Annotated in this window: 11 protein-coding genes; 4 read left to right on the top strand and 7 right to left on the bottom strand. The window is 62.5% G+C overall.

What is annotated here, in order from left to right; genetic code table 11:
* Positions 1-19 precede the first annotated feature (19 nt).
* The 4 genes from kynU (at position 20) to B9Z31_RS12545 (ending at position 5,014) form a co-directional block, all read left to right on the top strand.
* On the top strand, positions 20-1,306 hold the full coding sequence (gene kynU / locus B9Z31_RS12560; protein ID WP_199174496.1) for a kynureninase: 1,287 nt from the start codon (positions 20-22) through the stop codon (positions 1,304-1,306).
* 10 nt (positions 1,307-1,316) lie between these two features.
* Positions 1,317-2,195, top strand: coding sequence for a tryptophan 2,3-dioxygenase (gene kynA / locus B9Z31_RS12555; RefSeq protein WP_100119921.1), 879 nt, complete (start codon positions 1,317-1,319; stop codon positions 2,193-2,195).
* Between the two features lie 87 nt (positions 2,196-2,282).
* Positions 2,283-2,750: a (2Fe-2S)-binding protein gene (locus B9Z31_RS12550; protein ID WP_100119920.1), complete on the top strand. Its 468-nt coding sequence runs from the start codon at positions 2,283-2,285 to the stop codon at positions 2,748-2,750.
* Positions 2,747-5,014 carry a xanthine dehydrogenase family protein molybdopterin-binding subunit gene (locus tag B9Z31_RS12545; protein ID WP_100119919.1) on the top strand — a complete coding sequence of 756 codons (2,268 nt, stop codon included), beginning with the start codon at positions 2,747-2,749 and terminating at the stop codon, positions 5,012-5,014. The genes B9Z31_RS12550 and B9Z31_RS12545 overlap by 4 nt, the downstream gene beginning before the upstream one ends.
* A 57-nt stretch (positions 5,015-5,071) precedes the next feature.
* Here the strand turns inward: B9Z31_RS12545 and B9Z31_RS12540 are convergent, their stop codons facing one another.
* The 7 genes from B9Z31_RS12540 to B9Z31_RS12510 all read right to left on the bottom strand — a co-directional run bounded on the left by B9Z31_RS12540 (position 5,072) and on the right by B9Z31_RS12510 (position 13,980).
* On the bottom strand, positions 5,072-6,265 hold the full coding sequence (locus B9Z31_RS12540) for an FAD-dependent monooxygenase (protein WP_100119918.1): 1,194 nt from the start codon (positions 6,263-6,265) through the stop codon (positions 5,072-5,074).
* Between the two features lie 209 nt (positions 6,266-6,474).
* A complete protein-coding gene (locus B9Z31_RS12535) occupies positions 6,475-7,470 on the bottom strand; it encodes an aldo/keto reductase (protein WP_100119917.1) in 996 nt (331 codons plus the stop codon).
* 164 nt (positions 7,471-7,634) lie between these two features.
* Positions 7,635-8,597 carry an MBL fold metallo-hydrolase gene (locus B9Z31_RS12530; RefSeq protein ID WP_100119916.1) on the bottom strand — a complete coding sequence of 321 codons (963 nt, stop codon included), beginning with the start codon at positions 8,595-8,597 and terminating at the stop codon, positions 7,635-7,637.
* 166 nt (positions 8,598-8,763) lie between these two features.
* Positions 8,764-11,355 carry a bifunctional aconitate hydratase 2/2-methylisocitrate dehydratase gene (gene acnB / locus B9Z31_RS12525; RefSeq protein ID WP_100119915.1) on the bottom strand — a complete coding sequence of 864 codons (2,592 nt, stop codon included), beginning with the start codon at positions 11,353-11,355 and terminating at the stop codon, positions 8,764-8,766.
* Positions 11,356-11,388: 33 nt separating this feature from the next.
* Positions 11,389-11,970: a hypothetical protein gene (locus B9Z31_RS12520; protein WP_233200942.1), complete on the bottom strand. Its 582-nt coding sequence runs from the start codon at positions 11,968-11,970 to the stop codon at positions 11,389-11,391.
* The gene (locus B9Z31_RS12515) at positions 11,967-12,974 is read right to left on the bottom strand and encodes a CoA ester lyase (RefSeq protein WP_100119914.1); all 1,008 of its coding nucleotides are present in this window, start codon (positions 12,972-12,974) and stop codon (positions 11,967-11,969) included. Before B9Z31_RS12515 ends, B9Z31_RS12520 begins: the two co-directional genes overlap by 4 nt.
* A gap of 19 nt (positions 12,975-12,993) precedes the next feature.
* Positions 12,994-13,980, bottom strand: a complete 987-nt coding sequence (locus B9Z31_RS12510) for a malate dehydrogenase (RefSeq protein WP_100119913.1) — start codon at positions 13,978-13,980, stop codon at positions 12,994-12,996.
* Between the last annotated feature and the right edge of the window lie 21 nt (positions 13,981-14,001).

Genomic DNA, 14,001 nt, shown 5'->3' with positions numbered 1-14,001 from the left:
ACAATTGAAAGACACCCCCATGATGAACCTCACCCCCAGCTTGCCAGACTGCGAACTGCTGGATTTGCAAGACCCACTGCGCCCCTTGCGCGCGCAATTCGATTTGCCGCCCGGTGTGATTTATTTGGATGGCAACTCGCTGGGCGTGCTGCCCAAAACCGCCCCCGCCCGCGTGGCCCATGCCGTCACGCAGGAATGGGGGCAAGACCTGATCAAAAGCTGGAACACTGCCGGCTGGTTCACCCTGCCCCAGCGCGTGGGCGACAAGATTGCCCGCGTCATCGGGGCGCAAGCGGGCGAGGTGGTGGCCGCAGACAGCACCTCCATCAACCTGTTCAAAGTGCTGGCGGCCGCGCTGCACATCGCCCAAGCCGACCACCCCCACAAAACCAAAATCGTCAGCGAACGCAGCAACTTTCCCACGGACCTGTACATCGCCGAAGCCCTGTGCAAGGAGCGCGGTTACACCCTGCAACTGGTCGAGGCCGATGAGATCTCGGCTGCGATGCAAGCCGATGTGGCGGTGCTGATGCTCACGCATGTGAACTACCGCACCGGGGCCATGCACGACATGCAGGCCGTCACCGCGCAAGCCCACGCCCAAGGCATCCTCACTGTGTGGGACTTGGCGCACAGCGCGGGTGCGGTGCCCGTCGACCTGAACGGCTCAGGGGCCGACTTTGCGGTGGGCTGCGGCTACAAATACTTGAACGGCGGTCCCGGTGCACCGGCTTTTGTGTGGGTGCGCCCAGAGCACACCGACCGCTTTTGGCAACCGCTGGCCGGTTGGTGGGGCCACGCCGCGCCCTTTGCCTTCACCCCCGACTACCAACCTGCCGCGGGCATCACCCGCTACCAATGCGGCACGCAACCCATCTTGAGCCTCACAGCACTCGACTGTGGGCTCGACGCCTTTTTGAGTGCAGAGACACTGGGCGGCATGGCCGCGCTGCGCCAAAAGTCGCTGGCGCTCACGGGCCTGTTCATGCAGCTGGTGCGCACGCGCCTGCATGGCCACGGCTTTGGCATCGCCACCCCGGCCGAAGAAGCCCTGCGCGGCTCGCAAGTGAGCCTGACCCGCGCCGAAGGCGCTTACGCCATCGTGCAGGCCTTGATTGCACGCGGTGTGATCGGCGACTTCAGGGCGGGCGATGGCGGCGTGCACGCCGACATCCTGCGCTTTGGTTTCACGCCGCTGTACATCGGTTACGCCGATGTGTGGCAGGCCGTTGAGCACCTGTGCCAGGTGATGGACAGCGGCGAGTGGCAAGACGCCCGCTTTGCGCAAAAGAACGCCGTGACTTGAAAGGCCCGTCATGAGTTCCTGCCCTTTCTCCTTCGCCCCTCAAAGCAGCGGCGCCCAAGGCGAGCGCATCGTGCACGATGAAAAAGCCCAGCTCGACTTTGACGGACGCATGAGCTACGGCGACTACCTGCAGCTCGACGCGATCTTGAACGCCCAAAAACCGCTCTCGCCCGAGCACAACGAAATGCTGTTCATCGTGCAGCACCAAACCAGTGAGCTGTGGATGAAGCTCATGCTGCACGAGCTGCAGGCGGCCATCCAGAACATCGCCAGCGACGAACTGCCCGACGCCTTCAAAAAGCTCGCCCGCGTCAGCAAGATCATGGAGCAACTGGTCCACGCCTGGGACGTGCTGGCGACCATGACGCCACCCGAGTACAGCGCCATTCGCCCTTACTTGGCGCAATCGAGCGGCTTTCAGAGTTGGCAATACCGCTGCATCGAGTTTTCGATGGGCAACAAGAATGCCGCCATGCTGCAGCCCCACGCCCACCGCAGCGACCTGTCGGCCGTTGTGCAGGCCGCCTACGAAGCGCCCTCGCTGTACGACCAATGCCTGCGCCTGTTGCAGCGCCGTGGTCTGGATGTGCCGGGCACCCACACCCAACGCGACTGGCGTCAGCCCTACCCGGCCAGCGAGGCGGTCGAAAACGCCTGGCTGGTGGTCTACCGCAAGCCGCAGCAGCACTGGGACCTGTACCAACTGGGCGAAGAACTGACCGACCTGGAAGACGCCTTCCGCTTGTGGCGCTTTCGGCATGTGACCACGGTGGAGCGCGTGATCGGCTTCAAACGCGGCACCGGGGGAACAGGCGGCGTGAGCTACCTGCGCAAGATGCTCGATGTGGTGTTGTTCCCCGAAATTTGGACGCTGCGCACGCAACTGTGAAGTGACTCACCCAGGGGGTCTGCGGCAGGGCCAAACAAGTGCATTCATTTGCACTAATATGCCTTCTTCCATCACAGGGGATAAGTCTTGCAACTGAACATCAACGGCCAAAGCCGAACCTCGAGCGCCGACCCCAGCATGCCTTTGCTGTGGGTGCTGCGCGATGAGCTGAACCTCACGGGAACCAAATTTGGCTGCGGCATTGCCGCTTGCGGGGCCTGCACCGTGCACGTGGGCGGTCAAGCCGTGCGCTCTTGCGTGATGCCCGTTTCTGCGGTGGCCCATCAAGCGATCAAGACCATCGAGTCCTTGGGCACAGCAGAAAAGCCCCATCCGCTGCAAGCGGCCTGGATCGCCGAACAAGTGCCGCAATGCGGTTACTGCCAAAGCGGCATGCTGATGGCCGCAGCCGCCCTGTTGGAAAAAATACCCCACCCCAGCGATGCCCAAATTGACGCGGCCATGACCAACCTGTGCCGCTGCGGCACTTACCAGCGCGTGCGCGCCGCCATCCACCGCGCTGCGGCCCCAATGAAGTCAGGCGGTGCCACATGAAGCGCCGCACCTGGTTACTCAGCGCTTTGGGTGCCACTGGCGCATTGGTCGTTGGCTGGGGCGTGCTGCCCGCACGCTCGCGCCTGGGCTCGCCCGAGCTCATGCGCCAAACAGCCGGCGATGTCGCTCTGAATGGCTGGATCAAAATCGCCCAGGATGGCGCCGTGGTCTTGGCCATGCCCCGCAGCGAAATGGGCCAAGGCGTGCACACCGCATTGGCCATGCTGGTGGCCGAAGAACTCGACGTGCCCTTGAGCCGCGTGCGCTTGGAGCAAGCCGGTGGCGACAGCATTTACGGCAATGTGGCGATGCTGGTCGCCAGCCTGCCTTTTCACCCGATGGACAGCGAAGGCGGACAAAAACCCACCAAAATCAAAATGGCCGAATGGGTGGTGGGCAAATTGGCCCGTGAATTGGGCATCAATGCCACGGGCGGTTCGTCCAGCATGGCCGACCTGTGGGACCCCTTGCGCATGGCGGCGGCCACAGCACGGGCCAGCTTGGTGCAGGCAGCGGCTTTGGCCTGGCAAGTACCGGCCCAGGACATCACCGTGGTCCAAGGCGTGTTGCGACACGCAAGCGGCCAATCCGCACCTTTCGCAGACATGGCCGCTGCGGCTGCGGGCGCCCAACCCCAAGACATCCGCACCAAAGCCCGCCAAGACTGGAAGCTGATCGGTCAATCCACCGCGCGCACCGATATCCCCAGCAAGGTCACGGGACAAGCCCAGTTCGGACTGGACGTGCGCCTGCCCGGCATGCTGTATGCAGCCATGCGCATGAGCCCTGTCTTGGGAGGCAAGGCCTCGTCCATGGACAGCCAAGCGGCCTTGGCCATCGCCGGCGTAGAACACGTTGTGCCAATCGACGCTTGGGGCGGCGGCACCGCGGGTGTGGCCGTCGTTGGAAAAAGCTCCTGGCATGCCCGCCAAGGTGCGCAAGCTGTGCAAGTTCAGTGGCAAAACCCGAGCACAGCGCTGGCAGACACCGCCCGCATCCAAGCCGATCTGCTCCAGGCCCTGAACACCGAAAGCGGCTTCACCTTCCACGAACAAGGCGTGCCCACCCAAGCCGAAAAAGCCGCGGCCTCCCGCATCGATGCGCTGTACCAAGCCCCCTATCTGGCCCACGCCACGATGGAGCCGATGAACTGCACCGCGCAAGTCAAGGACGGCAAGGTGGCAATTTGGGTGCCCACACAAGTGCCGCAAATGGCACGCGACATGGCCGCCAAAGTGGCCAAGGTGGACAAAGACCAAGTCACCGTCCATGTCACCCAATTGGGCGGTGGTTTTGGTCGTCGCCTGGAAGTCGACTTCGTCGGCCAAGCGGTGCAAGTGGCCATGGCCTGCAAGGGCCTGCCCGTGCAACTGAGCTGGTCACGCGAAGAAGACATGGCGCATGACTTTTACCGCCCCATGCACCTGGCCAAGTTCCAGGCTTCGCTGGACGAGCAAGGCGACATCACCAGCCTGCGCATCAAGTCGGCCGGTGACGCCATCACCCCACGCTGGATGGCGCGTGCTGCGCCCCACCTGTCCGGGCCCATCGACATGCCCGACAAAACCGCCTCCGAAGGGCTCTTCGATTTGCCCTATGGCTTTGCCAGCCAGCACATGAGCCATGTGGCCACCCAATCGGGCGTGCCCGTGGGTTTTTGGCGCTCGGTGGGCCATTCGCACAACGCCTTCTTCTCGGAAAGCTTCATCGACGAACTGGCCGCCGCCACCCAGCAAGACCCGCTGGCCTTCCGCCTGAAATGGCTCAAAGACGCACCCCGCTACGCCGCCGTGCTGAAGCTGGCCGCCGACCAAGCGGCTTGGGGCCAGCCCCTGCCCGCAGGCCGTGCGCGGGGCATCGCCTTGCACGCATCGTTTGGCGCCATCGTGGCGCAAGTGGCCGAGGTCTCGCTCGATCAAGGCCAGATCCGCGTGCACCGCGTGGTTTGCGCCATCGACTGCGGCACCGTGGTCAACCCTGGCACCGTGGCCCAGCAAATGGAAAGCAGCGTCATCTATGGCTTGAGCGCCGCACTCTTCGGCAAGATCGACATCGTGGGCGGCGTGGTGCAGCAAGGCAACTTCCCCAGCTACCCCATGGTCTCGCTCAGCCAGGCCCCGCAAGTGGAAACCCACATCGTGCCCAGCACCCGTCACCCCGCAGGCGTGGGCGAACCGGCCGTGCCGCCGATCGCCCCCGCTGTGGGCAACGCGCTGTTTGCCCTCACGGGCAAGCGACAACGGGCTTTGCCTCTGGGGATTTAAGGCCTCAAAACCGGGCCTGCTGCGCTGCCGATGCCCAACAGTGGCGGGGTTTGGTCTTCAGGCAGCGGGGCCTTGGCCATACAGCCAAGGCACATCCATCACCCGCTCGCCCATCAGCCGCAGCGACAGGTTGCGCCCCAGCGCGACAGGGCCTTGGGCGTGGAAGATCCGGCCGTTGCGGATGGCCCGCGCTTGCACGCGGGCATTGCGCGCCCAGCGCTGCGCAGCATAGCCTTGCAGTTGCTCAGGGACCGATGCGCCACCAGCGCTCAAGCGCTGTGCCAAGACCTGTGCATCTTCGATGGCCATGCCCGCGCCCTGCGCCAAATAGGGCCGCATGGGATGGGCGGCGTCGCCCAACAAGGCCACGCGGCCTTGGGCCATTTCACTGGCCTGACGCACAGGCACCCGGTCGTGCAGCGCCCACTGCCGCCATGCGGGCACCGAGGCCAAACGCTCGCTCAAATCGCGGCCCACCGCGCCCATGGCCTGCATCAGCGCCTGGGTGTGACCTGCCTGGTCCCAGTCTTGATCCTGGATGGGCTTGTCACCGTGCACGATGGCCACAAGGTTGAGCCATTGGCCGCTGCGCACGGGGTAATGCACCACATGCAGTCGCGGCCCCATCCACACGGTCACTTGGTCACTGCGCAAGTGCGCTGGCAAATCGGCCTGCGCCACCAGTGCCCTGTAAGCCAAGTGACCGGTAAAGCGGGCTGGGGCATCGCCCAGCAGTTGCTGGCGCACCGCGCTCCACACGCCATCGGCCCCGATCAAGGCCTCGACTTGCACGCTGTCACCTTCGGCCGTGCTGACTTCCAAACCCTCAGCGGTGTCGCGCCAACCCTGCACGGTTTGGCCAAGCCGGATGTTCACCCCCGCGCTTTGGACTGCGCGGTGCAGCAAGCCCTGCAAATCGGCCCTGTGGATGGTGGCGTAAGGCGCTCCATAGCGCAGCTGCGCCCGCTCGCCCAAACGCAAGGTGCCCAGCACCTGCCCCGTCTGGGCGTCACGCGCTTGCAGCTGCTGCGGAAAAGCGGCCACCTGCGCCAGCGCCTCGCCCAGCCCCCAGGCCTGCACAATGCGCGTCACATTCGGCCCCATCTGAATGCCCGCACCCACCTCGCTGAGCTGCGCTGCGCGTTCGATCAACTGCACGGGCACGCCACGCTGCGCACACGCCAGCGCAGCGGCCAGGCCGCCAATGCCGCCGCCTGCAATCACCACCTGTTTGCGCTCATTGCTTGTCATGTATCCATTGTGCGCGAAGCCCCAAATGGGCCAGAACACCACCTCGCTTCAATGAGCGGGCTTGTTCGAGACCATCTGGCGGGGTCTCTGACATGGCCAAGGCCTTGATGGCCCTGCAGGCTGCACAGCAATTTAACGGCCTGTGTCCATGAATCCCTTGGCCCAGCCATGCCCGCTTCGACCGCCAAAGACCAACTGACACGCCGATGTCAGCGCCCGTTCAAGGGATAAGACGGGTCGTTGTAGCCTGGTGTGGACGGGTGCCCGGGTGCCACCAGGCTGTTGACCAGGGCTTCGTCTTCGGCGGTGATGTCCACCTCCAATGCGCCTGCGTAGTCTTGCCACTGCGCCAGCGTGCGCGGCCCGGCAATCACAGCGCTCACATGGCGATTGGCCAGCACCCAGGCGGTGGCAAAGTGCGCCAGCGACACGCCTTTGGCCTCGCAGTGCTGGCGCAGGGTTTGCGCAATCTGCAGCGACTCTTCGCGGAACTCGGTCTCCAGAATGCGCTTGTCACCCCGCGCAGCACGACTGCCCTCCGAAGGGGCTTGGCCGGGTGCGTATTTGCCAGTGAGCACGCCACGTGCAATCGGGCTGTAGGGCACCACGCCCAGGCCGTGATGCCCGCAGGCCTCCAAAATTTCCACCTCGGGCAAGCGGTTGAGCAGGTTGTAATAAGGCTGGCACACCACAGGAGCTGGCATGTTCATCTGGCGGGCCATGTTGACCATCTCGGCAATGCGCCAGCCCCGGAAATTGGACACACCCCAGTAGCGGATCTTGCCGTCGCGCAACAAGGCTTCGATGGCCCGCAAGGGCTCTTCGAGGTTCATGCCGTTGTAGTCGCGGTGCAGGTAGTAAATGTCCAAGTGGTCGGTGGCCAGTCGGCGCAGACTGTCTTCGCAGGCCCGCAGCATCCAGCTGCGCGAATAAGCCTGGTGGTTGGGCAGATCCGACATGGCGTTGCCCACCTTGCTGGCCAGTACCCAGCGGTGGCGCTGCCCCTGGAGCACCTGACCCACGATCTCTTCGGATTTCCCCAGCGTGTACACATCGGCGGTGTCGATGAAGTTGCAACCCTTGTCTTGTGCATCGGCCACGATGGCGCGCGCCTCTTCCAGCGGCGTCTGGTCGCCAAACATCATGGTGCCCAGGCACAGGCGCGAGACTTTCAGGGGGCTTTTGCCCAAGGTGGTGGTTTTCATGCTGGTGACTCCGGAAAAACTGGGAATGCGAAGCCCTTTTGGGGACTTGACGCTGAACAAAGTGCACATCGTAGCCAAGCAGCCGGGACGCCACTGTCCAAAACGGACACAAAAAAGCCCGCGCTGTTGTGCGCGGGCTGAAGAACTACTTCGGGTGTGGCGGATCAGGCCATCGGCACAAACTGGTACCCATTGCCCGAGGGCGTGATGGCGCCAAAAGCCGGGAAGGGAAAGTGGAAACCACCGGCCACCATTTTTTCCTTGACCAGCATGTCAAAGATTTTGCGGCGGCTTTGGCGGGCCATCTCCGGGTTCATGTCAAAGAGCACCGCCCAGTCGGGGTTGCGGGCAAACAGGGATGGCACGTTGGTGATGTCGGCCACGTAGGCAAAGGACTGGCCCTCAGAGCGCACCGTGAACAAAGTGTGGCCCGGGGTGTGGCCAAAAGCGGCGACCGACTGGATGCCTGGGGCCACTTGGGCGCCCGGTTCGAACTTGACCAATTGGTCTGCGGTCAAGCCAGTCAAGGCACGTTTGACAGCCCCAAAAGCACCTTGCATGGGCGCTGGTGCTGCCGCGATACGGGCTTCATCTGTCCAGAAGGCGTGCTCGGGGGCGGGCACATGCACGCGGGCGTTCGGGTAGACCAGGTTGCCGTTTTTGAAGCGCAAGCCGTTGATGTGGTCGCCATGAAAATGGCTCAGCACCACGTTGTTGATGTCCTCCGGCTTGAAACCCGCAGCGGCCAAATTGCCCAGCAGCTTGCCCGTGGTGGGGGGGCCGTTGTCGGCAAAACCGGTGTCAAACAAATAGCGCTGGTTGCCGTTGATCAGCAGGAACGGGGTGAAGGGAATATCGATGTAATCGGTGGGCAGGTTTTGTGTGGCCAAAAGCGCCTTGACTTGGTCGAGCGGCACAGCGGGCACAAATTCTTGCCCCAGTGGGCGACGCAAAGCCCCATCGTTCAGGGCAATGATTTCCATGGTGCCCAACTTCATCCGCTTAAATCCCACCGAGGGCAATTCAGGCGCGCCGAACTGCGGGGTATTTTGCGACCAGACGGAAGAAAAGGTCAGCGCAGCGGCACCGGCAATGCCTGTACCCAAAAAATGACGGCGGTTGAACATCACGGTGTCTCCTGAAAAATGAATTCTCAGAATACGCGGGCCGCCTTTTTTCTTGCCCTGGGCCCACATTGCCCACGGTCAACACAGGGGTATTGCCGCACACGATGGGGCGCAAAAAAGCCCCGCCAGCTTTCGCTGACAGGGCTCACTCTCCACGCGAGGAGAATCAGGCGGTCACGCCTTTGGCGTTCTCAACGTACTCGTCGATCTGGTTGAAGTTCAGGTACTTGTAGATCGCCGCGCCGTCTTTGTTCACGATGCCCATGGCTTCGTGGTATTCGGCCACGGTGGGGATGTGACCCAGCTTGGACGCAATCGCGGCCAATTCGGCACTGGCCAAAAACACGTTGGTGTTTTTGCCCAATCGGTTGGGGAAGTTGCGAGTGCTGGTGGACACCACCGTGGCGCCTTCGCGCACCTGGGCTTGGTTGCCCATGCACAGCGAGCAGCCTGGCATTTCGGTGCGGGCACCGGCGGCGCCGAAGTTGGCGTAGTGGCCTTCTTTGATCAGCTCGCTCTCGTCCATCTTGGTCGGTGGGGCCACCCACAGCTTGACGGGGATGTCGCGGCTGCCGCCGAGCAGCTTGGCCGCGGCGCGGAAGTGACCGATGTTGGTCATGCACGAACCGATGAACGCTTCGTCGATCTTGGTGCCGGCGACGTCGGACAAGAACTTGGCGTCGTCCGGGTCGTTGGGGCAGCACAGGATCGGCTCTTTGATCTCGTTCATGTCGATTTCGATGACGTGCGCGTATTCGGCGTCCTTGTCGGCTTCGAGCAGCTCGGGCTTGGCCAACCAAGCTTCGACTTTCTCGATGCGGCGAGCCAGCGTGCGGGCGTCGGCGTAACCGTCGGCGATCATGTTCTTCATGAGCACGATGTTGGACTTCAGGTATTCCTCGACCGGCTCTTTGTTGAGCTTGATCGTGCAACCCGCCGCCGAGCGCTCGGCGGACGCATCGGACAATTCAAATGCTTGCTCGACCTTCAGGTTGGGCAGGCCTTCGATTTCCAAAATGCGTCCAGAGAATTCATTGATCTTGCCGGACTTGGCCACGGTCAGCAGGCCCTTCTTGATGGCGTACAGCGGAATGGCGTGCACCAAGTCGCGCAGGGTCACGCCGGGCTGCATTTCGCCTTTGAAGCGAACCAACACGGACTCGGGCATGTCCAGGGGCATCACGCCGGTGGCGGCGCCAAAAGCCACCAGACCGGAGCCGGCGGGGAAGGAAATGCCGATGGGGAAACGGGTGTGCGAGTCGCCACCGGTACCGACGGTGTCGGGCAACAACAAACGGTTGAGCCAGCTGTGGATCACGCCGTCACCGGGGCGCAGGGCCACGCCACCGCGGTTGCTGATGAACGCAGGCAGCTCACGGTGTGTTTTCACGTCAACCGACTTGGGGTACGCCGCTGTGTGGCAGAAGGACTGCATGACCATGTCAGCCGAGAAGCCCAAGCAAGCCAAGTCCTTCAACTCGTCGCGGGTCATGGGGCCGGTGGTGTCTTGTGAACCCACGGTGGTCATCTTGGGTTCGCAATACGTGCCGGGGCGCACGCCTTGGCCTTCTGGCAAACCGACCGCACGACCCACCATTTTCTGGGCCAGTGTGAAGCCGGCTTTGGTGGCGGCAGGGGGTGCGGGCAAGCGGAACACGCTGGACGCGGGCAGGCCCAAGAACTCGCGGGCCTTGGCGGTCAAGCTGCGACCGATGATCAGGTTGATACGGCCACCAGCGCGCACTTCGTCAAACAGCACGTCGCTCTTGAGTTTGAACTCGGTGAGGGTGGCGCCGTTCTTCATGATCTTGCCGTCGTAGGGCAGGATATCGATGACGTCGCCCATCTCCAGCTTGGACACGTCCACTTCGATCGGCAAGGCACCCGAGTCTTCTTGGGTGTTGAAGAAGATGGGGGCGATCTTGCCACCCAAGGTCACGCCACCAAAACGCTTGTTGGGCACAAACGGGATGTCTTGGCCGGTGGCCCAGATCACGCTGTTGGTGGCCGACTTGCGGCTGGAGCCGGTGCCGACCACGTCGCCCACGTAGGCCACTAAATGGCCTTTTTTCTTCAGGTCGTCGATGAACTGCATGGGGCCGCGCTTGCCGTCTTCTTCGGGCGTGAACGCTGCGCCGGTGCGGGTGTTCTTGAGCATGGCCAGGTAGTGCAAGGGGATGTCGGGGCGGCTCCAGGCGTCGGGCGCGGGCGACAGGTCATCGGTGTTGGTCTCACCGGGCACCTTGAACACGGTGACGGTGATTTTTTTCTCGACTGCGGGGCGGGTGGTGAACCACTCGGCTTCGGCCCAGCTTTGCATGACCTCTTTGGCTTTGGCGTTGCCGGCCTTGGCTTTTTCGGCGACGTCGTTGAAGAAGTCAAACATCAACAGTGTTTTCTTCAGGGCCTCAGCGGCCACGGCGGCGACTTCCGCGCTGTCGAGCAACTCGATCAGGGGGTGCACGTTGTAACCGCCCACCATGGTGCCGAGCAATTCGGTGGCTTTGGCTTTGGAGACCAAGGCGACGCTCAAGTCACCGTGGGCCACCGCGGCCAAGAAAGAGGCTTTGACTTTGGCGGCATCGTCCACACCCGGTGGCACGCGGTGCGTGAGCAGGTCCATCAAAAAGGCGTCTTCGCCAGCGGGTGGGTTCTTGATCAACTCGATCAGATCGGCCACTTGTTTGGCATCCAGCGGCAATGGCGGAATGCCCAGCGCAGCGCGTTCTGCTGCATGTTCACGGTAGGCTTTCAACATGGTTTTTTCTCCTGTCAGTCAAGGTTTCAAGATTTATCGCCCCATGCCTGTCGTGTCGATCAGGCTGGGCGGAGGGTTGGATTTCATATCGGCGGCGTAGGCCATTTGTTCGGCATTGGCACATTCATCGGCCAGACGGCGGCCTTTTTTCTGGTCCATCAACATCGATTTGTTGGCCAATTGCAACCAAACAGCACCCGCTTTGCGGTCTTCCAGGCGGATCGCCCCCGTGGTGGTGGCGACAGGGTGCATGCGGTATCGGAAGCCTTTGCCATGCAAATAGAAATAGCCAGGTTGCGACACATCGGCCTCCAAGCGCACCGTGGTGCCCAGCTCACAAGGCAACTGGCCTTTGTGCACGCGTTCTGCAATGGCCAGCTCATCGGGGCCCATCAAGGTCTCGGGCTCCGCCGGGGCAGGTTTTTTTTTGGCCTGGGCCTTGGCGTTCTTCACTTGTGCAGGCTTGTTCTTGGACGCCGTGCTCGCCGTGGTTTCGGCGCTCGCTTGGGCCCAGGTCGAACCAGACCCCATGCACCACAAAATCGCGGCACAAAGCGCTTGAAAGCGCAGGTGCTGGCGCGTGCCCAGAGCCATTGAATGCAAACGCTTCATCATGGTGCAAGCCTGTTGGGTGGGGCGACGGCCACAAAAAATGACTGCAGCTCTTGCGGCAAGCGACAACCGGTTTGGTGGGCGCGCTCGATCAATTGCCAAAAGAAACGGTAACTGGCTCTGTCATGCAACTGTCCAGCGTGGCTGATGGGCGCCCACTCCGCAGCGAGCGCAGCCAAAATGATCGCGCTGGCCTGCTCAATCTGAGCCTCACTGGGGGCCATCGCCTCAAGAATGGGTCGAATCTGATCGGGGTGGATGCTCCACATGCGGGTGTAACCCAGCTCGCGTGCGGCTTTTTGGGCCGCCATGCGGATGGCATCGGTGTTCTTGAACTCGGTGACCACGCAGTGCGAGGGCACCTTGCCATGGGCGTGGCAGGCACTGGCAATGTCGAGCTTGGCGCGCAGCACCAGCGGGTGGGTGAACTGCCCCTCAACGCCCATGCCGTCGGCGGGGATCGCGCCGCCATGGGCCGACACAAAATCCATCAGGCCAAAGCTGATCGACTGCACACGCGGGTGGGCAGCGATGTCAAAGGCGCGGTGCACGGCAGCGGGCGACTCGATCAGCACATGCAAAGGCAAACTGGGCGCACCCGCCTGAACCAAGGCCTGCTCGGCCAACTGCACATCGGCCACCGACTCGACCTTGGGCACCATGATGTGCGTCAAGCGTTGGGCGGCCTGGCCCGCAATGGTGGCCATGTCGGCCTGGAAACTGGGGTGATCCACGGGGTGCACACGCACGGCCACATGGGCAGCGGGTGCCGCGCCCAGCGCCAGCTCGGTGACCCGGGCGGCGTGCTCCGCCTCGCCACCCACGGGAGCGCCATCTTCGCAATCGAGGGTCACATCAAAGACGCAGGCTCCAAACTCCTGCGTCATTTCAGCTTGCAGCTGCAAGCTTTTGCGCATCCTCGCCTCGACACCGCTGTAATGGTCACAAACCGGCAGCTGAAAGCGCCCGGCTTGTGCTCCCAACAGGACGTCGCGAGGATGGCTCACTTGGACTTCTCAGCCTGAATCAGATCAGGTGGGCCACGCCAGCTTGCTCGTCGGTCAACTCTTTGAGGGTCTTGTCGATGCAGCCTTGGCTGAAGGCATCGATTTCCAGACCTTCAACGACCTTGTACTCGCCGTTTTCGCAGGTAACAGGGAAGCCAAACATGACATCTTTGGGGATGCCGTACCAGCCTTGCGATGGGATGCCCATGGTGACCCACTTGCCGTTGGTGCCCAAGGCCCAGTCGCGCATGTGGTCGATGGCGGCATTGGCAGCCGAAGCGGCCGAGGACAGGCCACGCGCTTCGATGATGGCCGCGCCGCGCTTGCCCACGGTGGGCAAGAACACGTTGGCGTTCCATTCCTGGTCGTTGATCATGGCCTTGACAGACTCGCCCTGGATGGTGGCGAAACGGTAGTCGGCGTACATGGTGGGCGAGTGGTTGCCCCACACGCACAGTTTTTCGATGTCGGCCACAGCTTTGCCGGTTTTGGCAGCGATCTGGGAAGCTGCGCGGTTGTGGTCCAGGCGCAGCATGGCGGTGAAGTTGCCGGGTTTGAGGTCCGGCGCTGCCTTCATGGCGATGTAGGCGTTGGTGTTGGCGGGGTTGCCGACAACCAGCACTTTCACGTCGCGCGAAGCCACCGCGTTCAAGGCCTTGCCCTGGGCGGTGAAGATGGCACCGTTGATGGCCAGCAATTCAGCGCGCTCCATGCCAGGGCCGCGTGGACGCGAACCGACCAACAAGGCGTAATCGACATCTTTGAAGGCGGTCATGGGGTCGCCATGCGCTTCCATACCCACCAGCAATGGGAATGCGCAGTCTTCCAATTCCATCATCACGCCCTTGAGCGCTTTTTGTGGGCCTTCGACAGGTACTTCCAGCAATTGCAAGATGACGGGCTGGTCTTTGCCCAGCATTTCGCCAGAGGCGATGCGGAACAACAATGCGTAACCAATTTGACCTGCTGCGCCGGTAACGGCAACTCGGACGGGCTTTTTGCTCATGGTGGATAACTCCAGAAGGTT

Origin of the sequence: Limnohabitans sp. G3-2 (assembly GCF_002778275.1) — a bacterium.
Lineage (GTDB): Bacteria > Pseudomonadota > Gammaproteobacteria > Burkholderiales > Burkholderiaceae_C > Limnohabitans_A.
This window is presented reverse-complemented; position numbering and strand designations above follow the sequence as displayed.

Coding starts and splice junctions, on each gene's coding strand:
- kynU (WP_199174496.1), top strand. CDS start 20: ATGATGAACCTCACCCCCAGCTTGCCAGACTGCGAACTGCTGGATTTG.
- B9Z31_RS12535 (WP_100119917.1), bottom strand. CDS start 7,470: ATGAAAACCACCACCTTGGGCAAAAGCCCCCTGAAAGTCTCGCGCCTG.
- acnB (WP_100119915.1), bottom strand. CDS start 11,355: ATGTTGAAAGCCTACCGTGAACATGCAGCAGAACGCGCTGCGCTGGGC.
- B9Z31_RS12540 (WP_100119918.1), bottom strand. CDS start 6,265: ATGACAAGCAATGAGCGCAAACAGGTGGTGATTGCAGGCGGCGGCATT.
- B9Z31_RS12545 (WP_100119919.1), top strand. CDS start 2,747: ATGAAGCGCCGCACCTGGTTACTCAGCGCTTTGGGTGCCACTGGCGCA.
- B9Z31_RS12520 (WP_233200942.1), bottom strand. CDS start 11,970: ATGATGAAGCGTTTGCATTCAATGGCTCTGGGCACGCGCCAGCACCTG.
- kynA (WP_100119921.1), top strand. CDS start 1,317: ATGAGTTCCTGCCCTTTCTCCTTCGCCCCTCAAAGCAGCGGCGCCCAA.
- B9Z31_RS12530 (WP_100119916.1), bottom strand. CDS start 8,597: ATGTTCAACCGCCGTCATTTTTTGGGTACAGGCATTGCCGGTGCCGCT.
- B9Z31_RS12510 (WP_100119913.1), bottom strand. CDS start 13,980: ATGAGCAAAAAGCCCGTCCGAGTTGCCGTTACCGGCGCAGCAGGTCAA.